Source organism: Paenibacillus sp. V4I5, from assembly GCF_030817255.1.
GTDB lineage: Bacteria > Bacillota > Bacilli > Paenibacillales > NBRC-103111 > Paenibacillus_E.
Genome location: NZ_JAUSZB010000002.1, coordinates 6,397,703 through 6,419,933 on the forward strand (window position 1 = coordinate 6,397,703; position 22,231 = coordinate 6,419,933).

Annotated in this window: 20 protein-coding genes and 2 pseudogenes; 16 read left to right on the plus strand and 6 right to left on the minus strand. The window is 44.9% G+C overall.

The genetic code is table 11. From position 1 onward, the window contains the following. The first annotated feature begins 45 nt into the window (after nucleotides 1-45). From QFZ78_RS31375 to QFZ78_RS31390, 4 genes and pseudogenes are all read left to right on the plus strand, one after another. Nucleotides 46-2,233, plus strand: a pseudogene (locus QFZ78_RS31375) (RelA/SpoT family protein). Nucleotides 2,234-2,267: 34 nt separating this feature from the next. Further along, a complete protein-coding gene (dtd, locus tag QFZ78_RS31380) occupies nucleotides 2,268-2,708 on the plus strand; it encodes a D-aminoacyl-tRNA deacylase (RefSeq protein ID WP_307553266.1) in 441 nt (146 codons plus the stop codon). 74 nt (nucleotides 2,709-2,782) lie between these two features. Continuing rightward, nucleotides 2,783-2,956 (plus strand): hypothetical protein, encoded by a 174-nt coding sequence (locus QFZ78_RS31385; protein WP_154669611.1) that lies wholly within the window; start codon nucleotides 2,783-2,785, stop codon nucleotides 2,954-2,956. A 205-nt stretch (nucleotides 2,957-3,161) separates the two neighbouring features. Continuing rightward, nucleotides 3,162-5,117, plus strand: a complete 1,956-nt coding sequence (locus QFZ78_RS31390) for an FAD-dependent oxidoreductase (protein WP_307553267.1) — start codon at nucleotides 3,162-3,164, stop codon at nucleotides 5,115-5,117. Between the two features lie 105 nt (nucleotides 5,118-5,222). On the opposite strand, the gene QFZ78_RS31395 is transcribed toward QFZ78_RS31390, so the two are convergent. Together QFZ78_RS31395 and QFZ78_RS31400 are read right to left on the minus strand one after the other, a co-directional pair. Continuing rightward, nucleotides 5,223-5,516, minus strand: a complete 294-nt coding sequence (locus QFZ78_RS31395; RefSeq protein WP_307553268.1) for a hypothetical protein — start codon at nucleotides 5,514-5,516, stop codon at nucleotides 5,223-5,225. A 290-nt stretch (nucleotides 5,517-5,806) separates the two neighbouring features. Next, the gene (locus tag QFZ78_RS31400; protein WP_307553269.1) at nucleotides 5,807-6,199 is read right to left on the minus strand and encodes a DoxX family protein; all 393 of its coding nucleotides are present in this window, start codon (nucleotides 6,197-6,199) and stop codon (nucleotides 5,807-5,809) included. A gap of 122 nt (nucleotides 6,200-6,321) precedes the next feature. Here QFZ78_RS31400 and QFZ78_RS31405 point away from each other — a divergent pair, with 122 nt between their 5' ends. The 7 genes and pseudogenes from QFZ78_RS31405 (at nucleotide 6,322) to QFZ78_RS31435 (ending at nucleotide 15,051) form a co-directional block, all read left to right on the plus strand. Then, entirely contained in the window at nucleotides 6,322-6,627 is a 306-nt protein-coding gene (locus QFZ78_RS31405) for a winged helix-turn-helix transcriptional regulator (RefSeq protein ID WP_056836252.1), read from the plus strand. A gap of 446 nt (nucleotides 6,628-7,073) precedes the next feature. Continuing rightward, the gene (gene hisS / locus QFZ78_RS31410; RefSeq protein WP_307553270.1) at nucleotides 7,074-8,339 is read left to right on the plus strand and encodes a histidine--tRNA ligase; all 1,266 of its coding nucleotides are present in this window, start codon (nucleotides 7,074-7,076) and stop codon (nucleotides 8,337-8,339) included. Between the two features lie 152 nt (nucleotides 8,340-8,491). Continuing rightward, a complete protein-coding gene (aspS, locus tag QFZ78_RS31415) occupies nucleotides 8,492-10,273 on the plus strand; it encodes an aspartate--tRNA ligase (RefSeq protein ID WP_307553271.1) in 1,782 nt (593 codons plus the stop codon). A gap of 25 nt (nucleotides 10,274-10,298) precedes the next feature. Further along, nucleotides 10,299-11,054, plus strand: a complete 756-nt coding sequence (locus QFZ78_RS31420) for a tRNA threonylcarbamoyladenosine dehydratase (protein WP_307553272.1) — start codon at nucleotides 10,299-10,301, stop codon at nucleotides 11,052-11,054. A gap of 409 nt (nucleotides 11,055-11,463) precedes the next feature. Then, the gene (locus QFZ78_RS31425) at nucleotides 11,464-12,003 is read left to right on the plus strand and encodes a PadR family transcriptional regulator (protein WP_307553273.1); all 540 of its coding nucleotides are present in this window, start codon (nucleotides 11,464-11,466) and stop codon (nucleotides 12,001-12,003) included. A gap of 7 nt (nucleotides 12,004-12,010) precedes the next feature. Next, nucleotides 12,011-13,546 carry an MFS transporter gene (locus QFZ78_RS31430; protein WP_307553274.1) on the plus strand — a complete coding sequence of 512 codons (1,536 nt, stop codon included), beginning with the start codon at nucleotides 12,011-12,013 and terminating at the stop codon, nucleotides 13,544-13,546. A 184-nt stretch (nucleotides 13,547-13,730) separates the two neighbouring features. After that, nucleotides 13,731-15,051: pseudogene (locus QFZ78_RS31435) on the plus strand (replication-associated recombination protein A). Here QFZ78_RS31435 and QFZ78_RS31440 read toward each other — a convergent pair. The 3 genes from QFZ78_RS31440 to mnmA form a co-directional block, all read right to left on the minus strand. Further along, the gene (locus QFZ78_RS31440; protein ID WP_307553275.1) at nucleotides 15,046-15,459 is read right to left on the minus strand and encodes a DUF3889 domain-containing protein; all 414 of its coding nucleotides are present in this window, start codon (nucleotides 15,457-15,459) and stop codon (nucleotides 15,046-15,048) included. The pseudogene QFZ78_RS31435 and the gene QFZ78_RS31440 sit on opposite strands and share 6 nt — an antisense overlap. Before the next feature lie 156 nt (nucleotides 15,460-15,615). Beyond that, nucleotides 15,616-16,317, minus strand: coding sequence for an AlkZ-related protein (locus QFZ78_RS31445; RefSeq protein WP_307553276.1), 702 nt, complete (start codon nucleotides 16,315-16,317; stop codon nucleotides 15,616-15,618). A gap of 30 nt (nucleotides 16,318-16,347) precedes the next feature. Beyond that, nucleotides 16,348-17,436, minus strand: coding sequence for a tRNA 2-thiouridine(34) synthase MnmA (gene mnmA / locus QFZ78_RS31450; RefSeq protein ID WP_307553277.1), 1,089 nt, complete (start codon nucleotides 17,434-17,436; stop codon nucleotides 16,348-16,350). Nucleotides 17,437-17,746: 310 nt separating this feature from the next. Between mnmA and cymR the strand changes: the two genes are divergently transcribed. The 5 genes from cymR (at nucleotide 17,747) to QFZ78_RS31475 (ending at nucleotide 21,313) form a co-directional block, all read left to right on the plus strand. Further along, nucleotides 17,747-18,166 (plus strand): cysteine metabolism transcriptional regulator CymR, encoded by a 420-nt coding sequence (gene cymR / locus QFZ78_RS31455; protein ID WP_029196904.1) that lies wholly within the window; start codon nucleotides 17,747-17,749, stop codon nucleotides 18,164-18,166. Nucleotides 18,167-18,175: 9 nt separating this feature from the next. Next, nucleotides 18,176-19,324, plus strand: coding sequence for a cysteine desulfurase family protein (locus QFZ78_RS31460; protein WP_307553278.1), 1,149 nt, complete (start codon nucleotides 18,176-18,178; stop codon nucleotides 19,322-19,324). A gap of 28 nt (nucleotides 19,325-19,352) precedes the next feature. Beyond that, nucleotides 19,353-19,874, plus strand: coding sequence for a PRC-barrel domain-containing protein (locus tag QFZ78_RS31465; protein WP_307553279.1), 522 nt, complete (start codon nucleotides 19,353-19,355; stop codon nucleotides 19,872-19,874). A 7-nt stretch (nucleotides 19,875-19,881) separates the two neighbouring features. After that, nucleotides 19,882-20,085 carry a hypothetical protein gene (locus tag QFZ78_RS31470; protein WP_047676263.1) on the plus strand — a complete coding sequence of 68 codons (204 nt, stop codon included), beginning with the start codon at nucleotides 19,882-19,884 and terminating at the stop codon, nucleotides 20,083-20,085. A gap of 157 nt (nucleotides 20,086-20,242) precedes the next feature. Beyond that, complete coding sequence (locus tag QFZ78_RS31475; protein ID WP_307553280.1) at nucleotides 20,243-21,313, plus strand: AI-2E family transporter; 1,071 nt, start codon at nucleotides 20,243-20,245, stop codon at nucleotides 21,311-21,313. A gap of 220 nt (nucleotides 21,314-21,533) precedes the next feature. Here QFZ78_RS31475 and QFZ78_RS31480 read toward each other — a convergent pair whose 3' ends face one another. Further along, on the minus strand, nucleotides 21,534-21,764 hold the full coding sequence (locus QFZ78_RS31480; protein WP_307553281.1) for a DUF3951 domain-containing protein: 231 nt from the start codon (nucleotides 21,762-21,764) through the stop codon (nucleotides 21,534-21,536). Nucleotides 21,765-22,231: the final 467 nt, after the last annotated feature.

Here is a 22,231-nt window from a genome sequence, read left to right on the forward strand (position 1 = left end):
GCAGGCATAATGAATAAAAATCGATTAAAGGGAATGGGTAGATGCATGGGTATAGAGCAGCTGCTGGAGAAGGCCGCCACCTATCTGAAAGAGAATGATTTGCAGAGGATTCGGGAGGCCTATGAATTCGCGGATGAAGCCCATCATGGCCAAGTACGCAAATCAGGTGAGCCCTATATTCTGCATCCACTCGCTGTTGCAGATATATTGGTGAACATGCAGATGGATGTCACATCCATCATTGCTGCGCTTCTGCACGATGTCGTTGAAGATACAACAGTTTCACTGGAAACTGTTCTAGATAAATTCGGGAAAACTTGCGCGATGCTAGTGGATGGGCTTGACGAAGTTGGAACGGATCAAGTTCAAGTCCAAAGAGGAGCAGCAGAACGAGAACTACCGTAAAATGTTTGTTGCCATGGCGCAGGATATTCGAGTCATTCTGATTAAATTGGCGGATCGTTTGCACAATATGCGCACATTGAAGTACCAATCCGAAGAGAGCCAGCGCCGTATTGCGGAGGAAACGCTGGAGATCTTCTGTCCGATTGCGCATCGACTCGGTATTTCCACGATTAAGTGGGAAATGGAGGATATTGCTCTTCGTTATTTGAATCCGCAGCAGTATTACCGGATCGTTAACCTCATGCAGAAGAAGCGTACAGAGCGTGAGCAATATATCGAGGACGTTATTCACAGCATTAAAGAAAAGCTCGAAGAAATGGGCATTCAGGGAGATATTTCCGGAAGACCTAAGCACCTTTACAGTATTTATAAAAAAATGAGCTCCCGCGGCAAGCAATTCAATGAGATTTACGATCTCATGGCACTTCGTGTTATTGTCGATGGTATCAAGGACTGCTACGCTTCTTTAGGTATTATTCATACTTTGTGGAAACCGATGCCTGGACGCTTCAAAGATTATATTGCGATGCCAAAGCCGAATATGTATCAATCTTTACACACGACGGTGATTGGTCCTAAGGGAGAACCGTTAGAAGTACAGATTCGCACATGGGAGATGCATAGGACGTCAGAGTTCGGTATCGCTGCGCATTGGGCCTACAAAGAAGGCGGTTCAGTTGTACCTTCGGGCACTTTTGAGGACAAAATGAGCTGGTTCCGTGAAATTCTGGAGCTGCAGCACGAGACCAATGACGCCTCCGAATTTATGGAATCCATGAAGATGGATTTCTTCTCAGATCTTGTTTTCGTCTTTACGCCAAAAGGAGAAGTAATCGAGCTTCCTGCCGGTTCTGTACCTCTGGATTTTGCTTATCGGATTCACACTGAAGTCGGCAATCGCACAATTGGTGCCAAAGTAAATTCCCGGATCGTTCCCTTGGACCACAAGTTGAAAACCGGGGATATTATTGAAATTCTAACTTCTAAGCACTCTTACGGACCTAGTCAGGATTGGATTAAAATCGCGCAGTCCTCCCATGCTCGAAGTAAGATCAAGCAGTGGTTTAAGAAAGAGAAGCGCGAAGAGAACGTCGAAAAAGGGAAAGACATGATTGAGCGCGAGCTCAAACGATTGGCGATCGATCCACCGACATTGATGAGCGACGATAAAATGCTTGAAGCCGCGAAGAAGTTTAATTTTAGCGATATTGAAGATATGCTGTCAGCCGTCGGCTTTGGCGGTATTACAGCTGCACAAATATGTACGAAGTTAACGGAGAAGCTGCGTAAGGAAGCTGAGGAAGCACAGGTGCTGAAGCTTACTAGTGAGGTCAAGGAGGTCAAGGCTCCGACTTCATCCGAGCGCAAAAGCCGTCCAACTAACGGTGTACGTGTCAAAGGCGTCGATAATTTGCTTGTACGCTTCGCTCGCTGCTGTAATCCGGTACCTGGCGATCTGATAATTGGGTACATCACTAGAGGGCGCGGCGTGTCCGTGCATCGTTCTGATTGTACGAACATACCTTCAAGTATGGGGGAAGAGGAACGGGTCATTGAGGTCGATTGGGCCGAAGCTGTCGAATCCAATTTTAATGTAGAGATTGAAATCACAGGTCATGACCGCCGCGGCTTCTTAAATGAAGTACTGCAAGCTGTTTCAGAAAGTAAAACGATGATTTCCGCTGTATCCGGTCGATCAGATAAGAACAAGATGGCTACAATTCATATGACCATTTTAATCAAAAATATTGACCATCTGCAGTCCGTTGTTGAGAAAATTAAACGTGTCAAAGATGTTTATTCCGTTCAGCGTATTATGCAAAGCTAGCCGATGTTATAAAGGTAAGGAGATTCCACAGGCAATGAGAGTAGTTGTTCAACGTTGTAAGCGTGCCAAAGTAACTGTCAATGATACAACCATTGGTCGTATTGAACTGGGCTTGATGCTGCTAGTCGGAATTACCCATGATGATACAGAGCAGGATGCGAAGTACCTGGCGGATAAAGTGGCTGGGCTGCGTATTTTTGAAGATGAAACCGGTAAAATGAATCTTTCTGTCTTGGAGACGGGAGGACAAATTTTATCCGTTTCGCAGTTTACTTTGTATGGGGATTGCCGTAAAGGGAAACGGCCTAATTTCATGTCGGCGGCAAGACCAGAGCTTGCTGAGCCGCTTTATGATAAGTTTAATGAGCTGCTAAGTTCCCTAGGCATACAAGTGGAAACGGGTGCTTTTGGCGAAATGATGGATGTATCATTGACGAATTGGGGACCAGTTACGTTGGTTATTGATAGCAAATAGGTTGCTCCGAAGGATAATAAGCTAGCTGACTGGTTATACTTAATCTGTATAGACTAGCGGTTAGGAGCACCCAGATGCGTCAATCGATCAAACACAGAGCCATGACGGCACCGGAGCAGCAACTGCTCCATACCACACTTGCTGAGCGGATGAGTCAAGCACCTGCGCTAGCTGATGTAGAAATTAGTGCAGAATTCACATCCGAGCAAGAAAAGATGAAAAGCATTCCCAAAAAATCCTATCGGTAACCATAAAGCCACGCGTGCTGCTCGTTCAGCTATGCGCGGCTTTATTTGTTCATGCCGTAAAATTTCTCTACACGTTCAAAATGTGATAAACTAACAAGTGATGTTTTTTGGCTATTATTTAATTGACTGTTTCCAGAAGCTTATCAAAACCTTTATTCGGTAAGCCGTATGAAAAGTAGAAGACAAGGTGGGTGCTTTCGTTCTAATGGCAAATTCGAATCGTTACAATTCCACATCCAAAGGTTGGATTTGGTTGATGGGGAGTTTGATTCTACTCGCGGTGCTGGCAGCTGCTGCATCCTTGTATTATCAATATAAACACCTTTCACATGGTGCGCATAGCGCCACGAAACAGGAGCTGGAAAAAGTTAAATCCGTCAAAAAGGCGAAGGAAACATACGATGTCATCGTCGTAGGGACAGATCCGGAAGGCCTTGCAGCAGCTGTATCGGCAGCACGCAACGGGCTTAACACGCTGCTCGTGGACGGACGCAATCGGGAGATGTTGGGCGGTTTGATGACGCTTGGTGGTCTGAATACGATTGACATGAACTACATGCCCAAAGTGAATCCGCTTGGCAAGGAGGAAGTCTTCAACAAGGGGTTTTTCTCCGAATGGTATAATCGGATTGAAGGCGATTCCTTCGATGTCAACACGGCAGCGAATGTGTTCAACCAGTTGGTCAGCGCTGAGAAAAATATCGACATCCTTTTACATACACAAAAGATTGAACCTGTGCTCGGCCCAGCCACAAGTGGAAGCGTACACGTGCAGGGTGCTGTGTTGACACTTGCTGACGGCAGCAAACAGACCGTGAGAGCTGGTGCTGTAATTGACGCTACACAGGATGCGGATTTTGCCGCAGCTGCAGGCGTACCATTCACATTTGGTCGCGAGGATCTGGGCGATCCCAAGTCGCGGATGGCTGTGACCTTGGTGTTCAAACTCAAGAACGTTACGTCTGAGATATGGGACAAAATGGCGAAGCGCCTGAACAACGATAATTCCGACGGCACCGGTGTGAACGAGGTCAGCGTCTGGGGTTACGGAGAGATGAGTAGCTATCCGCCAGTTAACAAAGAACGTGCAAAGATGCGCGGTTTGAATATGGGCAGACAGAACGATAACACGGCACTCGTAAATTCATTGCAAATTTTTAATGTGGATACGTTCGATCCCAAGTCGGTGCAGGAAGCGATTGACATTGCGAACAAAGAGCTGCCGAATGTCGTCGCTTACATGAAACAAACGTTCCCTGAGTTTGCCGGGGTTGAACTGGACGGCACAGCATCGGAATTGTATGTCCGCGAAACGCGGCATATTCAAGGGGAATATCGGCTGAATATCGTAGATGTATGTACGAATGGCGATCAGTGGGATCGAATTGGTTTTGGTTCGTATCCGGTTGACATTCAGCGGACATCGCCAACGGATAACGGCAATGTCGTCTGCGATCCGACGCAGTATGCGATTCCGTTTCGCAGCATCGTGCCGCTCAAAGTGGATGGTTTGCTGGTCGCTAGTAAAGCAGCGAGCTATGATACATTGCCTCATGGAAGTGCGCGTGTGATCCCGAACGGCATGGCGGTAGGCCAGGCGGCAGGCACTGCGGCGAAGCTAGCCCAGCTGGAGAAGCTGACGTTCCGCCAAATGTCGGCCTCCAAAGAGGCGATAGCGAAGCTGCAGGAGCAGTTGAATGCCCAAGGGATGGAGATTAAGCCGATTGAGCTGAAGCCGGAACCTTTTATGGAGCATAAAGCATATGAAGGTCTCAAAACGGCTTTAATGCTCGGATTGGCATCCGGGGCGTACTCTAATAACTTCCTCTTGGATGAAGCGGCTAATCCAAAACGGATGGTCAATCTTGTCAGCGGCGCTAAGAAGATGAAGTCAGATGCCTGGATCGGTGATGTTAGTCAAGCTATAGTGAATCTGCAAAATGCAGATAAAATACCGTTGACACTAGAACAAGCCAGCTATACAATCACACAAGCGTTAGGGTTGAAAGCTACATCTACTGAAGCGCAATCCAAGTTAGTGGAGAATAAGCTGCTAACAGAAACGACCGTTAAACTTATTGCCGACAAGCAAAAGTTAACGAATGCGGACACATATTTGCTTATTAAAGATTTAAAAGTTGGCGTTACTGGTAAGCCATAGAACAACAAATAAGAGCCTTAATGCCGCTTATAGATGTGGCACTAGGGCTCTTAACTTTTCGAAGCTAAGGAAGTTTTTGTGAGTACGCTTACATTCTTACGCTGTTCAGTCTGCGTCCGCAGCATCCTCTTCTGCTTGCACCGAATCTTCCGAATCTTCTTCGGCTGATTCTTCACTTTCCGCTTCGGCATCCTCCTCGGACACATCCTCAGCTTCAACTTCTTCCTCATCAGATGCTTCTTCTTCCGCTTCCTGAGCTTCGTCCGATTCTTCAATGGCCTCTTCTTCGGCTGTTTCTTCAGCTACTTCTTCTTCAACTTCGGCTTCGGTTTCGGAATCTTCAGAGAAGAGCACCACTAGATCTTGCCGTTCCTCTTGAAACTCGTTTTGTATTGTCATTGTTACAGCCTCCTGATGATAAATTCAAGGCCATCTGCCTTGTTGTACATCTATATGTGAAAATGGTCTGAATATACGGTGAAAATAAATGAAAATGATTGAAAATACGGAGAAAATGCTGTAATGAAATTGTAATTTAATTTTCATATCTCTTTAATCAAGTAGGGATATAATAAACGTCGACCCCCTTTAAAATATATTTACTTGAGGCCTGCAGCCCTTGTGCTGCAGGCTATTTTCTTTGCACAAAAAAACCGTCACAGCTTGTGCTGGACGGCCTAATAACATTTTTACATCAAAGCATCTAAGGAATATTCACCGGCTCCGATAAGGGCAACACCAACAGCGATAGCAATAAGCGTTAAATTGTATTCATAACCATTGGAAGTTACCCAGTAACCGTTTTTGGCATGAACTTTAATGATAGCAACAAGCATAGTTAGTACGATAAGAGCAGCACCTAATGGTGTCCAAAGACCTGCGGCGAAGAGAAGCCCACCTGCAATTTCCGCTAAACCTGCAAGAACAGCCATGAGCACACCTGGTTTGATTCCTATTGAATCGAAGAAACCTCCCGTACCTTTGGGACCATAGCCACCAAACCATCCAAATACTTTTTGTGAACCATGCGCCGCGAATGATAAACCGATCACTAAACGAATAATAAGTAGACCTAACGCCATTACTAACAACTCCTCTATTAATATACTTTATTTAATGACTTACTTTATGTTAGTATATTATTACGAAGCACTTACTTTTGTCAAGCGACTATGCTAAAATTGTTTATAAGGAGATGATTTATATGGAAGACTATCAACTGTGTCCCAAATTCGAGAATGCTTTTGAACTTCTAGGAAAGCGTTGGACAGGACTTATTGTTCATGTCTTGCTTTCTGGACCGAAGCGCTTTAAAGATATATCAGTTCTCATCCCGAGTATGAGTGATCGCATGCTTTCGGAGAGATTCAAGGAGCTCGAGGCTGCAGAGATCATCATCCGTCATGTATACCCAGAAACGCCAGTTCGGATTGAGTATGAATTAACCGCCAAAGGAAAAGGGCTTAAACCCGTTATGGACGAGTTGCAAAAATGGGCGGACTTACATTAACTAATATAGTGGAGCTATAGGAGGGTTAGTACTTCTATCTCTTGACTTTGTATCTGCCAATGTTTACAATAAACAATATTGTAATTCGATAATTTTGTGATCCGTTGAAGGGACAAAGTAAGTCGCCCCCACATAAGCAGAGAAGGAAGTCTAGGCTGCAAGCTTCCTATGATGAGCGAACGAAAAGACCTCCCCGAGGACCGGCTGGGAATAGCATATTGGCTGATGTCAATTTGCCTAGTAGCAGCTGTGCGTATAGCGGGCGTTAACCGTAAAGAGCAGAAGTCTGTTTCGTTGCCTCTGGCAATCGATAGCAGCATTTCTGAATGTGGGTGGTACCACGGGTGAATTTGTTAATCAAATCTCTCGTCCCTGACGTTAGTCGGGGGTGGGAGATTTTTTTGTTGTTATTTGACAGGAACGACAGATAAGAGGAGGCCCAGCACATGAGCATTCAAAAGCCAAAAGGCACACAGGATCTTCTTCCCGGTGAGGTGGAGAAGTGGCAGTACCTAGAGAGCAAAGCAAGAGACTTGTGCCAAAGATTTAATTACAAAGAAATTCGTTCGCCGATATTTGAGGATACCGAATTGTTCATTAGAGGCGTCGGAGAAACGACAGATATCGTGGGCAAAGAGATGTACACCTTTCTCGATAAAGGGGACCGCAGTATGACGCTTCGCCCCGAGGGAACAGCTGGTGTTGTTAGGGCTTATGTAGAGAATAAGCTTTACGGGATTCCCGATTTAACGAAACTTTATTACGTAGGACCTATGTTTCGCTATGAGCAGCCACAGGCTGGGAGATTTCGCCAGTTCCATCAGTTCGGCATTGAAGCTTTCGGATCCGTTGATCCAAGCATTGACGCTGAAGTGGTTGCGCTTGGTTATACGTTCTATAAAGAAATTGGTCTTAAGGAAGTAACCGTTGAAATTAATTCCGTTGGCACACCAGCGGTTAGAACGGTTTACCGTGAGAAGCTGCAGGAGTTCTTCGCACCTGTCAAGCATTTGCTTTGTAAAGATTGTCAGTCTAGATTTGATCGTAATCCGATGCGAATTCTTGATTGCAAAGTGGATCAAAAGTATGGCGAAGGCGCTCCAGAAATTTTAGATTATTTGGATGAAGAGTGCACGTCGCATTTCGCGCTGGTCCAAGAGCATTTAACAGCGATGGAAATCCCGTATCGGATTAATCCGCGCCTTGTTCGCGGTCTTGATTACTACACGCATACAGCATTTGAGTACAAAGCAGCCGGGATCGGCGCGATTGATACGATTGGCGGAGGCGGACGATACAATGGTCTAGTTGAGCAGATTGGCGGCCATGGCAACGATCAGCCGGGAGTTGGCTTGGGTCTTGGCCTTGAGCGTATTCTGCTCGTACTGCAGGCGCAAGGTGTCGATATTCCGAAGCCAGAGCCGTTGGATGTATATTTGATCGGTCTAGGAGACGCAGCGGAGAAGGAAGTAACGAAGCTGCTGCACCAGCTTAGAGTGCAAGGACTGAAAGCAGAGAAGGATTACCAAGGTCGTAAAATGAAGGCACAAATGAAATCTGCTGACCGTTTTCAAGCCACCTATGTGGCGATTCTTGGAGATGACGAATTGGTGCGCGGCGAAATTACGATGAAGAAGATGGATACAGGCAGTCAACTGACTGTGAGTTTAGCCGATCTTGCCTCGAACGCTGCAAAGACACTTTTCGAATAGATAGTTTTAGAAGCATAAAAACAAAGGAGAGACTTTGAGTTCCACTCAAAGATCCCGACAAAGGAGAGACTTTGAGCTACACTCAAAGATCCCTACAAAGGAGAGACTTTGAGCTACACTCAAAGATCCCTATATTAGGAGGAAAAATAATCATGATGCTCAAAACACATCATTGTGGGCAGCTTACTAAAGCTCAGGTAGGACAGACAGTTACACTAAACGGGTGGGTGCAAAGAAGACGTGACTTAGGTGGCGTTCTATTCATCGATCTACGCGATCGCAGCGGGCTTGTACAGACTGTATTTAACCCAGACTTCTCAGGGGATGCACTTGCCATTGCTGACCGCGCTCGTAATGAATACGTGCTTGCTGTTAAAGGGAAAGTTGTAGAACGTGATGCCGAAACAGTCAACAAAAATATTACAACGGGTGAAATTGAGATTCAGGTGACTGAAATCGAAATTATGAATGCAGCCAAAACACCTCCTTTCTTCATCGAAGACGGCGTAGATGTGGATGAAGCCGTACGTTTGAAATATCGTTATCTGGACCTGCGTCGTCCGGAAATGCAAAAAACATTAATGCTTCGCTCCAAAGCGTCCAAAGTATTCCGTAATTTCTTAGATGATCAAGGATTTGTTGAAGTTGAAACACCGATTTTGACAAAAAGCACACCGGAAGGCGCTCGCGATTACTTGGTGCCAAGCCGCGTGCATCCGGGCGAATTTTTCGCACTTCCGCAATCCCCGCAAATCTTTAAGCAATTGTTGATGGTTAGTGGTTTAGAGCGTTACTACCAAATCGCACGCTGTTTCCGCGATGAGGATCTTCGTGCAGACCGTCAGCCTGAATTTACTCAAGTCGACATTGAGACTTCCTTCATTTCTCAAGATCAACTGCTTGAAATCTTGGAAGAACTCGTAGTCAAATTAATGCAAGAAACAGCACAAGTCGAAATCCCGCGTCCATTCCAACGTATTACGTATGCGGATGCCATGGCGAAATATGGTTCGGATAAACCGGATCTTCGTTTTGGTCTAGAACTTGAAGATGTTTCTGATATCGTTGAAACTTCAGGTGTTCAAGTGTTTGCAAACGTCGTTAAAGGCGGCGGTCAAGTAAAAGCTTTGAACGCGAAAGGTTGCGGCACATGGAGTCGTAAAGAAATCGATGACCTCTTGCCATTCGCAGCACGTTATGGCGCAAAAGGCTTAGCTTGGATTCAAGTGAAAGACGGCGAATTCAAAGGGCCTATCGTGAAATTCTTCAATGAAGCTGAAATCGCTGCATTAACAGAGCGTTTGGGCGTAGAAGAAGGGGATTTGCTTCTATTCTCCGCTGATAAGAAAAAAGTTGTTGCCGATGTACTTGGTAACCTTCGTCTGAAAATCGGTCGTGAGCTTGGACTTATCGATGACTCGAAGTTCAAATATGCTTGGGTTGTGGACTTCCCACTTCTTGGCTATGATGAAGAAGCCAAACGTTATGTTGCTGAGCATCATCCGTTCACACGACCAAATGAAGAAGATGTACATTTCTTTGATACAGACCCAGGTCAAATTCGTGCTCAAGCTTACGATCTTGTCTTGAACGGATATGAAGTGGGCGGCGGTTCGATGCGTATTTACCAACGTGAAGTGCAGGAGAAAATGTTCGGTGCGCTTGGCTTCTCCAAAGAGGAAGCTGTTGAGAAATTCGGCTTCCTACTTGAAGCCTTTGAGTATGGAACACCTCCGCACGGCGGATTTGCTTTTGGCTTCGACCGTTTGGTGATGCTGATCACAGGCCGCACGAATTTGAGAGAAACGATTGCATTCCCGAAAACAGCAAGCGCAACTGACTTGTTAACCGATGCACCGGGTACTGTAGACGACAAACAGCTCGAACAGCTGTCGATTCGCTTAGCGCTTAAGCAGCCTGCTGCTAAAGCCTAAGAACATTGAAAGAGGAAGTGTCTCTATGCTTCACCAATTTTCTCGAACTGAGCTAGCGATTGGCCCTGAGGGCCTTGAAATCATGAAAAATAGCACGGTTGCCGTGCTAGGCATTGGCGGTGTAGGTTCAATCGCTGCTGAAGCACTAGCGCGTACAGGGGTTGGACGTCTTATTCTGATCGACAAAGATGTTGTCGACATCACGAATATTAATCGTCAGATTCATGCGCTTACGACAACGGTAGGTCAGCCTAAGGCAGACCTGATGCGCGATCGAATCAAATTAATTAACCCGGATTGCGATGTCATCGCGCTGAGGATGTTTTACACAGAGGAAACGTACGAGGAAGTATTCGCATATCCAATCGATTACGTATTGGACGCAAGTGATACCATCTCTTATAAAATCCATCTGATCAAGCAGTGTCTGGAGCGGAAGATCCCAATCGTTTCTAGCATGGGCGCAGCCAATAAAATGGATCCGTCACAGTTCAAAGTAGCGGATATCTCCAAAACGAGCATGGATCCTATTGCACGTGTGGTTCGTCAAAAACTGCGCAAGGAAGGGATCAAAAAGGGCGTGAAGGTCGTATTTTCGACGGAAGCGCCGATGAAACCCCGCGAAGATGTCACGCAGCAAATCGTTCCCGAGAACGCACCAGAAATTCGCAAAGCGAAACAACCACCGGCGAGCAATGCTTTTGTTCCGCCTGTGGCAGGACTAATCATGGTGAGTGTGGCTGTGAAAGAACTATTGGAAATTGGTTTGAAGAAGAAATAAAAAAACGGATGCCCATTGGAAGATGGGCATCCGTTTTTTTATTTGCCCTGATTATTCAATGCCTAGGGGCTCGGACGAAAATAAGGGAACTACGATGCGTTGTTTATCGAATTCCTGCCTATTTGCCTCTAAGTGGAAATAGGATGCGCTATTTTGCCATTTAGACGGAATACGGCTTTCATAAAGGAAATAAGGCATTGACGTTCCGCTTCACCAGTCTTACAACGACTTTTTAGCAAAATAACGCATCTACGTTCCCTTTCATAAGGCTCCGGAGGGTATTGTAAAGGTTAAATCAATAAATGTTATATCAGTATTGTATATATCAAACATTTATATGTTGACTCGATATATGTAATCCGATAAATTGTTAATAACGAAGCACACATGAAAAAGGAGGACTTACAGCATGACTAGTCAGGATGTCATTTTAGGAATTTTAATGAAACGCAGTCTATCGGGATACGACATCAAGCATATGTTTGAGACGGTATTTTCCTATTTTTACAATGCAAGCTTTGGCACGATTTATCCTACGCTTAGCAAGATGGAGAAGGAAGGTCTCATTACCAAGGAAAGTGTTATCCAGGATGGAAGACCGAATAAGAATGTCTACTCCATAACGGAGGAAGGCCAAAAGCATTTCAAAGCCTACATGTACAGTCCCATGCAAGCCAATGAATTCAAGTCTGATGCGATGACTCGCTTGTTTTTTGGAGAATTTATTGAGGTTGAGGTCATTATTGAATATTTGGAAAATGGCGTATTGAGTGCGAAAGATGATCTTGAGCGTTTGCGGAAAATGTATGAGAACGGTAAGTCAAAGTCATTAATGTCCCAGACGCAGGAGCTTTGTATTCAAATTGGTATCGAAAATACGGAAAGTACTATGCGAACATTAATGGCCGGAATAGAACGGTTGAGTAATTTAAAAGTGGAAAAGGGGTAAAACGATAGTGGGTAATAAAAAAACAGGTTTTATTATACTGGCAATGGCTTTAGGGCTTTTGATGTCTGCGTTAGATAATACAATTACGGCGGCTGCTATAAGTCATATCATAGGCGATATTAATGGTTTCGATAAGATCAGTTGGGTATTCACAGCGTATATGCTTGCATCTACGAGCACGATGCTTGTTTTCGGAAAGCTGTCGGATATGTTTGGCAGAAAGCTCTTTTATTTGATTGGAATATCCATATTTTTGATCGGTTCGGCACTCTGTGGTACGGCCCAGGATATGACGCAGCTGATCGTATATAGAGCGATTCAGGGGATAGGTTCAGGAGCTATTTTTCCCATTAGTTTCACCATTATTTATACGCTTTTTTCAGATCCCAAAGAGGGGGCTAAGCTGTCAGGGGTATTTGCTGGGATATTCGGCCTATCATCCGTAGCGGGACCGCAAATAGGCACCTTGCTCGCCGAAACCTGGGGTTGGCGCTGGTGTTTCTATGTTAATTTGCCACTGGGTTTACTCTCATTCTTTGTTTTACTTGTTGCTCTTAAGGAAACTCGTTCGACTCGTCGTCCGAAAATTGATTATTTAGGGACGCTATTACTCATTATCTCTACTGTTTCACTCATGCTCGCATTAGAGTTCGGTGGTAAAGATTATACATGGGCGTCCTGGCAAATCATAAGTTTGTTAGCTGTTGCCGTTGTTGTAGGTTTTCTTTTCATTATGGTTGAACGCAGGGCCCAAGAACCCATGCTGCCTTTACCTTTATTCAAAAACCGAATGGTTCTCGGCATGATGTTAGCTTGTCTCTGCCAAGGAGCGATTATGTTCTCGGCTATTGCTTACTTGCCTATTTTCTCAACTGCAGTGCTAGGTCGGGCGAATTCAAATGTTCTTCTGACCCCGATGATGTTTTCTTTAATGGTGGGGGCTGTATTGTTTGGTTTCCTTCAACGTTATTTTAGCTTCCGTGCAGTTATCGCGTTCAGTATGATTACGGGTATTGTCATTAGTTATTTGTTAAGTGTAGTCAGTCATGACGCAGGTAATCTGTATATGATTACCCTGATGGTTATACTTGGCGTAGGGGCAATTGGACCTTTAATGAGTGTTGCTCAGAATGCAGTTGCTCTTAGCGTAGATCCCAAATATATAGGAGTCAGCTCCTCCATCATTGGCTTTTGGCGTAATATAGGAGGGGTTCTCGGAGCTTCGATTATGGCGACTATTGTCAACACTAAATACAACAATCTCATTCAAGTTGGCGCTGCTGAGCACAACATGCCTCTTAATCAATTAACGACTTTAGCTAATCCAGAACATTTGATCCGAGCGGGAGCTGCATTCCCTAGGGAAACGATGAATTTCCTCCGAGATTCACTGGGAACAGCGATTAACCATGGTTTTATCATAAGTATCGTGTTCGGTATTGTCGGACTTGCGGCTACATTCATAGCAGGGCCACTTCGCTTCACGGTACCTGTCCAGCGTCCGGAACCGCAGAATGACAAAGCAACTCCTCAGTCTGTATAAATAGTATCAAGAAAGATCCTCCTGGTTTCGTATCAGGGGGATCTTTTCTTACTCGACCGTATATGGATTCGACAACTTCTCTGAAACCAGCAGTAGCAGTTTACTTACAAAACATGACATGATTTCGTGTGCGGGTTATAATAGAGTTTATATCTTTCAATGCAAAGTAAAGGATAATCAACTTATGGACTTGTTTACATATGCTTCTTCACAAGAACCAACAGGAAAGCTGTTAGCTGATCGTATGCGGCCAACATCGCTCGATGAGTATATTGGCCAGGAGCAAATCGTCGGAAAAGGAAAGCTGCTAAGACGAGCGATTGAGGCCGATCAAGTGACCTCAATCTTGCTCTATGGACCCCCGGGCACCGGCAAAACAACATTGGCCAACATCATTGCGAACCGAACACAGGGTGAGTTCATGAAGCTGAACGCCGTAGACGCTTCGGTCAAAGATGTGCGAGAAATTATCGAGCTAGCAAAGACCAATAAAGCGATGTACGGTCGTAAGACGACTCTTTTCTTGGACGAGGTGCATCGCTTCAACACCTCGCGGCAGGATGCGCTGCTACCTGCGGTAGAGCAGGGCATCCTCATCTTCATCGGTGCGACGACAGAGAACCCGTTTCACCATGTGAACGGGGCTCTGCTGTCGCGCTCGACGCTGTTTCAGCTCGAGCCTCTCACGGCGGAGCATGCGCTCATCGCCATGCGAATAGCCATCGCCGACCCCGTGAAGGGGCTCGGGTTCATGCGCCTCCACGTAGACGAGGAGGCGCTGGAGCACATTGCGCGGATGGCTAATGGCGACATCCGCCGTTCGCTTAACGCGCTGGAGCTTGCAGCGCTCACAACTTCACCTGAACCGGATGGAACGGTTCAGATTACGCTCGAGGTGGCGGAAGAGTCGATCCGCCGCCCCATCGTGAAAGCGGACGAGTCGACACAATACGACGTCTTGTCCGCTTTTCACAAGAGCGTGCGCGGCTCCAGTGATGCCGCGCTGTTCTGGTTCCTATATGCCGTCGAGAAGCTCGGCATGGATCCTATGACGTTCCTGCGGCGTCTTATCGTCGCCTGCAGCGAAGATATCGGCCTTGCCAACCCGCAGGCAATGGTGCAGTCCGTGACGGCCATGGACGCCTATCATAAGATTGGCTGGCCGGAATCCAAATACATCATTTCCCAGGCAATTTTATTCGCTGTGGAGAGTCCAAAGTCTAATTCGATACCGATGGCCATCTCTCGTGCGGAACAGTTGATGGACCAAGTGAAATCTGCGAATGTACCGCCTTCATCTGCGTGATACGCACTATAAAGGTGCCGATCAGCTCGGACATAAAGGTTACATGTATCCGCATAATTACCCAGGACACTATGTGAAGCAGCAGTACTTACCCGACGAAATACGAAATGAGATTATCTTTGCAGCTAGTGAGCAGGGGACAGAAGAAAAGATGAAGCTCAATCAGCATAAAAGAAGAGGGACACCTACAGGTTTATAAAATCAGTAGGTTCCCTCTTTTTTCTTGTTCCATATCGATTGTGAAAACCCTCTCTGTAATAGGATCGTACCGAATCGAAACAATCAGCGGAAATTCGACACCCTGATGTCTTACCCAGAAGCGAAACTGCTGCTGTGCAACACCGGGTGCGATAGTCGACCGCCCTAAATATTTATAATCTAATAAAGTGTATATTTTCCCAGCTTCCTGAAAGGCAAGACGGCTCCATTTAGCATATTCAGGATCTTGCTCAGGCATATATTCTATTATAATTTCTTCTGTATTTACCTGTATACTTATCTCTGTACCTATCTCTGTACTTGCCCCTGTACTTGCCTCTGCCCTTGTTTGCAAACTTCCGGACCAACCAACCCAAATAATCAGAAGTACGACTAAGAATCTACCCATTCTCTCACACCTTTCGCGATTATCCTGTGCTTAGAAGTAAGCCTGCATACTTGAAGGGCAAACGGTAAATTTCTACAAGATGCCGGATTATATGTTTGCTGGCACCGTGCTGAAAACAGAAATAGGAGCCCTCAGGGCTCCTATTAATGATCATTCCTATAATTTAAAAATCTTACCCAGATAAACACCCGCGGCAGCACTAAACCGTTCTTGAAGCAACGCTCTGAGTTGACTTTTTGCTTCCGGAGTTGGAAGTGCATTCGCCTTAATCCCATGAAGCTCCATCCAATGCTTGGCAGTCATATAGCAGGTGCTGTTCCAGCCGTTCTTGGTGCCATTGGCATTCAGGCGTTCGCTTATACCAGCTATAAGGATATCTGTTTTACTTTGTAGTTCTATCAGTGCTCGGTCGAATTCATTTTTCGACTCCTTGGCTTTCATCCCGATTTTGGAGCGAAGCTCCTTCACATCGATGCCTTCGTTCTCTTCAACGGCTTGGAAAAGTTCGACAGCCGATTTGGGAAGCTCTCCATCTGCATAACGTTCCTCAACAGAATAAGGCTCGTCTAACAAATTCTTAATCAATGGGAAGAGCTCGGCAGAAATCAACAGAGGCTTCTTTGCAAAAAAGCGACCATAAGCGGCAATGCCGTCGCCAGGCAGACGATCTCGCCATAGCCAAGGATCTGTCTCTAGCCCGGTATGCCATTGTTCGTGCACAGTTATAGATTCAAGGGAAGGATGATCCGGTATGAACGAAGAGAGCGGGAGAATACCTACCTCTTTCACGATCTTCGTAACATCCTCATAAGCAGCAGCTTTCCAACCAACATCATTCACTTTGACCAAAACGATCATCCTTCCTACTCCTATATCCGACAATCAAACTTACTTATGAACCTTATCAATAACTCCGCCGCCTAAACACACGTCTCCATCATAGAAAACAACGGATTGCCCCGGCGTTACGGCTTTTTGTGGTTTATCGAAGACAACTTCACATGTGCCATCCTCCATAAACGTCAGGACTACGCCTTGGTCGGGCTGACGGTAACGGAATTTGGCTGTGCAGGCATATGTGCCCACAGGTTTGGTTGATGATATCCAGTTCACATCTGTGGCTGTTAAGCCCTTAGAATATAGCCCCGGATACTGCTCACCTTGAACAACAAGCAATTGATTGTTGTTCAAATCTTTATCTACAACGAACCATGGCTCCCCCGAGCCTGAACCGCCAATACCAAGTCCTTGTCTTTGACCCAGGGTGTAGTACATCAAACCGTCGTGACGCCCTTTGACTTCACCGTTACGAATATCGACCATATTGCCGGGCTTTGCAGGCAAGTATTGGCTGAGGAACTGTTTAAAGTCGCGCTCTCCGATAAAGCAAATTCCAGTGCTGTCTTTCTTTTTAGCTGTGGCTAGACCTGCTGCTTCAGCAATTTCACGAACCTTTGGTTTCGGTAGGTGGCCAATCGGGAACATGGCTTTGGACAGCTGCTGCTGATTGAGTACGTTAAGGAAGTACGTTTGATCTTTGTTGGCATCATTACCACGCAAAAGCACATATTCACCATCTTGCTCTTTCACTTGTGCATAGTGACCTGTTGCAATGTAATCCCCGCCTAGATCAATGACCTTCTGAAGCAATTCCCCGAATTTTATTTCCCGGTTACACATCACATCCGGATTCGGCGTGCGGCCCTTGGTGTACTCATCTAAGAAGTAGGCGAAAACTTTGTCGTAATATTGCTTTTCGAAATTAACTGTATAGAAAGGGATGTCGAGCTGATCGCACACTCTTCTAACATCCTCTGCATCTTCTTCTGCGGTACAATGGCCAAACTCATCGGTATCGTCCCAATTTTTCATGAAAATGCCAATAACCTCGTAGCCCTGTTCCTTAAGCAACAGCGCAGCAACCGAAGAATCGACACCTCCGGACATTCCCAAAATGACACGTGTTTTTTTACTCATAGCTGCGAACCTCTTTTCTATCTTGTGGGACTTTTTTTAAAACTCTTACTATTATACCTCTCTATTGTTCAAAATTAAAATATTTCATGAGAATGTCATTGTTTTTCCCCCACAGAACAAGGAATTTATGATACCATATATACGATATACGGATGTTTAGGAATGTTTTTGCGAAAAATGGAAACGCTGTGTACCAAGATAGGGAAGACCATAGTGTCTGAACGTGGATAAAATAGATGGTAGGCAACAGAAGTTTTTGCAATATCGATCAGACTCCTTGATGGCATATAATGTTGAATGAGGTGTAACTTTGAAAATTTCTACAAAAGGCCGCTATGGTTTAACGATCATGATGGAGCTGGCCAATCGATTTGGTGAAGGACCGACTTCACTCAAAAGTATTGCCGAAAAGCATCAGCTTTCTGAGCATTATCTGGAACAACTTGTAGCTCCGCTTCGCAATGCAGGATTGGTCAAAAGTATTCGTGGTGCTTACGGTGGATATATTCTCTCCAAATCCGCTGAACTAGTAACAGCAGGCGAGGTTATTCGTGTTTTAGAAGGACCAATCAGTCCTGTCGATTTCACCGAGGAAGATGATCCGGCTAAGCGTGATCTGTGGATTCGCATTCGCGATAGTATTGCGGACGTGCTTGATTCTACTACACTTGCTAACTTGATTTCTTTCGAAGACCAAGGTAAGAACGACAACTACATGTTTTACATTTAAGGGTGTCCTATGAATCCCATTTATCTTGATCATGCAGCAACTACACCCGTGCATCCTGAAGTAATGGAAGCAATGCTTCCATTCTATACAGCCTTTTTTGGGAATCCTTCGAGTACACATAGCTTCGGCAGAGCTACTAGAACAGCACTCAACCGGTTTCGGGACGCTATGGCGAAATCGTTAGGCTGTTTACCTGCTGAGCTTATTTTTACAAGCGGAGGGACCGAAAGCAATAACATGGCGATCTTTGGGATCATGAATGCAAACAAGGATGGCAGGAAGCATATCATTACGACGGAGATCGAACATCATGCTGTTTTGCATCCCTGTGAGCGACTGGAGAGCCTCGGGTACGAGGTGACTTACCTTCCAGTAGATCCGACCGGTCTTATTCAAATAGAAGATGTGGAAGCGGCTATTCGTCCTGACACAGCTCTCATTTCCATGATGTATGTGAATAATGAAGTGGGTACGATTCAACCGATCGAGCAAGTAGGCCATCTAGCGCGGAGTCGGCAAATTCCTTTTCATGTAGATGCGGTGCAAGCTTTAGGTAAATTTCCGCTGAATGTTCATGAACTTCCTGTTGATTTAATGAGTTTCTCGGCTCATAAGATATACGGACCCAAAGGTGCAGGCGCATTATTTGTATCGAAGAACACGAGGTTGACACCTCACGTCTATGGCGGCTCTCAGGAGAGAAAGCGCCGCGCAGGTACGGAGAATGTAGCAGCAATTGCAGGCTTTGCTAAAGCTGTGGAAGTTACTCTCCCCATGCTGGATAGCATGAAATCCAATGTCACAGAGTTTCGCGGGCTTATGATAAGCATACTTGAGCAGCAATTAGGCTGCGATAACTTTACGATTAATGGCCACAAGGAACAGTGTATCCCGCATATTCTGAACATCAGCTTCCCAGGTATCTCAACAGAAACACTTCTTATGAATCTGGATTTAGAAGAAGTGGCTGCTGCAAGCGGTTCTGCATGTACGTCAGGTTCACTTGAAGTATCACACGTATTACAAGCTATGAAGCTCCCAGAAAATGTTACGGCCTCCGCGGTTCGATTTAGTTTTGGAATGGGGAATTCTAAAGAACAAATCGAAACAGCTGCCCAGAAAATTGCAACCATTGTCAAGCGGTTGCGTACTATATAGTACCGGGTGGTTCTAGGAGGAATAGAACTTGCGCAAAGCGCATGATTTGATCGGGCTTCCCGTTATTACGGTAGATTCCGGAAAACAAATAGGTCAAGTTAAAGATTTGTTGGTAGGCCCTGATTGGAACATACGAGGTATCATGCTCGAAGTGAAGCATTGGTTCTCCTCCTTACGTTATATACCGTGGGAGGGAATCGTCTCTGCCGGAGAAGATGCCATTACCATACCGAACGAAAGTGTCATTCGCGAGTTTGAGCATGTGGAAGAGTGCCATGCTTTTCTTGAAGGAAGCCGCAAAATTAAAGGTCTTCCCGTCATTACGGTGGGAGGACACAAATTAGGCGTGGTAGAAGATGTTTATTTAAACCAGAATTGGGGTAAACAAATAGTAGGTTATGAATTGTCCGAAGGGTTTATTTCTGATTTAAAGGAAGGGCGAAGATGGCTTCCCATGCCGGTGGCGGCAACCAAAGGGGAAGATGCCATCATAGTGCCTGTACATTGCGCTCAGGAAGTAGAAGAACTCTTCGTATCCAAAGAAGAATAGGGTGAGCATTATGCGTTGTCCAAACTGTAATTCCAAAGATATTGGAAAAATCGGTTCCCATCAATTCTACTGCTGGGGTTGCTTTATTGAACTCAGTGTTAACGGAGACAAGATGTCCGTGTATCAAGTAGAGGAAGACGGTACGTTGAGTTCTTTGGATGATTTATTTTTTGAGGAAGAAATTCCTCATGTCCACGAACATGCAAATTAATCGTTAATACACATTACAAAACGTTATTTTTTAAGCGCAGGGCGCTTAAGAAGTAGCGTTTTTTCTTGTTTAGCTCATGATTTAACGGGTTAATTTGGACAGGTTGTACATATACTGTATGAGCATATGTTTATAAGGATTAACAGAGGTGAAGAGAATGGAACGCTTTTGGAAAAATAAATGGTTTGTCGGGCTGGTCTACCTCCTGCTTGTTCTGGCCAGCTTGTATATGCTTCTCCAAATAAAGCCAATCATGTTTAGCGTATTTACCTTTATCAAAGCCATCGTGACGCCATTTTTTATAGCAGTGATTATTTCGTACATTTTAAACCCGATCGTGAATATTCTTAACCAGCGGAAAGTGCCAAGAACCATTGCTGTACTGCTTATTTATAGTGTCTTTCTCTCATCTCTGACCGTTATTATCATGAATATGACACCGATGTTTGTGTCCCAAATAGCGGAACTGAATGAGCATATGCCGCAAATGGCTATGCGTGCGCAGTCGCTTGTAGATGGCTTTAATCAAAATCAACTGCTGCCCGACAGTGTGCGCAATGGATTTAATCATTCACTTACGAAGCTGGAAAATAGCATTTCCATGGCCATCTCGAACTACATGAATCAGATTGGAAATACCATCAATATGCTGTTCATTGCTTTCATCGTACCGTTCGTTGCGTTCTATATCTTAAAGGATTTTCAAATTATTGAGAAAACAGCCCTGGCAATTGTGCCGCGTGAGCATCGTAAGAAAACAATCAAGTTGCTCATTGATATTGACACTGCACTTGGTAATTATATCCGTGGTCAACTGTTAGTTTGCTTGATTATAGGAGCTCTTGCCTATTTGGGGTATTGGCTTATTGGCATGCAATATGCCTTGCTGCTCGCTAGCGTTGTGGCGGTGTTTAATATTATTCCTTACTTGGGGCCCTTTTTTGGAGCAGCGCCGGCAATCATTATGGCTTCAACGATCTCTTTGAAAATGTTGTTATTAGTTGCGCTTGTTAATTTAGCCGTACAAATTCTCGAAGGCAACGTAATCTCTCCTCAGGTGGTAGGAAGAACGCTGCATATGCATCCGTTATTTATCATCTTCGCCTTACTTGTAGGTGGGGAAGTCGCAGGTATTGTGGGGTTAATATTAGCTGTACCTTTCTTTGCCGTCATGAAGGTTATCATTCAACATATTTTCCTTCACTATGTTCATAAGCCCACGACATGAGGTTTCATTAGGTGTGGACGCACAGAACCCCTCTGAGCCATGATTTGCGAGATCATGGTTCAGAGGGGTTCTGCACGAGGGTTGAGGATATGAAAGGTGTGGCCATGCGTAAACCATCGAATGGGCTACGGAATAAGTATACGAATTCTTGCCTTATGTCTTGGTTCGATAATGAAAATCATTATCATTAAAATTAGTATACTTTCATTGAGAATGATTGTCAACTATGATTTTTTAAGTTTTTATCTTTGTCGTCTCCCTGGTCGTCCTTTTCTTCTTTTTGCTCTTTTTGTTCTTGAAATGGGGCTTGGGTTTGACCAGTTATATAATCAAAAGGATTATAACGGCTATCGGGTATCTCCTTTTTGATGAGAGTCTTGGTCATGATGTAGATGACTAATACAAAGATGGGTGTGATTAACCCGAGTAGGGTGAGGGTTGAAAAATCCAATTGAAACACCTCCGAGGATCATATAAGGAACGAGTATATTGTAGGTACGATTCCCTTAAAGGGTTGGTTCCATTAATTTTCTTTGAATTGAATGGACTAAGAGCCCAAAACTTTACATGAATATTGACAGGGTACTAGCATATAGTTATAATTTGCCTTATCTATATCTGAATTGAAAGCGTTGATGAAACTTTAGTAAGCCATAGTCCATCGTCAGAGAGAAGGTTCCGCTAGAGCAGTATTATTACTGAGTGGCGGCTGTGAGAACCTTTCGATGCTAGGATGGCCCAAAGCTCGTTTCGGAGTGTGGATGAACTCCACCGGTTGGACCCGTTAAAGATCCGCACAAGGAGATTGCGTTTGTTTCCTCTTGGTATAAGCAAGGGTGAACCGAACACAATAACCAGGGTGGTACCGCGATTATTCGTCCCTGTATGTTACAGGGGCGTTTTTTGTTTGTTTTTCGA

What these genes read in the sequence shown, in the direction of transcription:
- aspS (WP_307553271.1), top strand. Translation starts at nt 8,492, where the DNA reads ATGATGCTCAAAACACATCATTGTGGGCAGCTTACTAAAGCTCAGGTA.
- QFZ78_RS31440 (WP_307553275.1), bottom strand. Translation starts at nt 15,459, where the DNA reads ATGGGTAGATTCTTAGTCGTACTTCTGATTATTTGGGTTGGTTGGTCC.
- mnmA (WP_307553277.1), bottom strand. Translation starts at nt 17,436, where the DNA reads ATGAGTAAAAAAACACGTGTCATTTTGGGAATGTCCGGAGGTGTCGAT.
- QFZ78_RS31460 (WP_307553278.1), top strand. Translation starts at nt 18,176, where the DNA reads ATGAATCCCATTTATCTTGATCATGCAGCAACTACACCCGTGCATCCT.
- QFZ78_RS31420 (WP_307553272.1), top strand. Translation starts at nt 10,299, where the DNA reads ATGCTTCACCAATTTTCTCGAACTGAGCTAGCGATTGGCCCTGAGGGC.
- QFZ78_RS31385 (WP_154669611.1), top strand. Translation starts at nt 2,783, where the DNA reads ATGCGTCAATCGATCAAACACAGAGCCATGACGGCACCGGAGCAGCAA.
- QFZ78_RS31405 (WP_056836252.1), top strand. Translation starts at nt 6,322, where the DNA reads ATGGAAGACTATCAACTGTGTCCCAAATTCGAGAATGCTTTTGAACTT.
- QFZ78_RS31425 (WP_307553273.1), top strand. Translation starts at nt 11,464, where the DNA reads ATGACTAGTCAGGATGTCATTTTAGGAATTTTAATGAAACGCAGTCTA.
- QFZ78_RS31445 (WP_307553276.1), bottom strand. Translation starts at nt 16,317, where the DNA reads ATGATCGTTTTGGTCAAAGTGAATGATGTTGGTTGGAAAGCTGCTGCT.
- hisS (WP_307553270.1), top strand. Translation starts at nt 7,074, where the DNA reads ATGAGCATTCAAAAGCCAAAAGGCACACAGGATCTTCTTCCCGGTGAG.
- QFZ78_RS31475 (WP_307553280.1), top strand. Translation starts at nt 20,243, where the DNA reads ATGGAACGCTTTTGGAAAAATAAATGGTTTGTCGGGCTGGTCTACCTC.
- QFZ78_RS31395 (WP_307553268.1), bottom strand. Translation starts at nt 5,516, where the DNA reads ATGACAATACAAAACGAGTTTCAAGAGGAACGGCAAGATCTAGTGGTG.
- dtd (WP_307553266.1), top strand. Translation starts at nt 2,268, where the DNA reads ATGAGAGTAGTTGTTCAACGTTGTAAGCGTGCCAAAGTAACTGTCAAT.
- QFZ78_RS31390 (WP_307553267.1), top strand. Translation starts at nt 3,162, where the DNA reads ATGGCAAATTCGAATCGTTACAATTCCACATCCAAAGGTTGGATTTGG.
- QFZ78_RS31400 (WP_307553269.1), bottom strand. Translation starts at nt 6,199, where the DNA reads ATGGCGTTAGGTCTACTTATTATTCGTTTAGTGATCGGTTTATCATTC.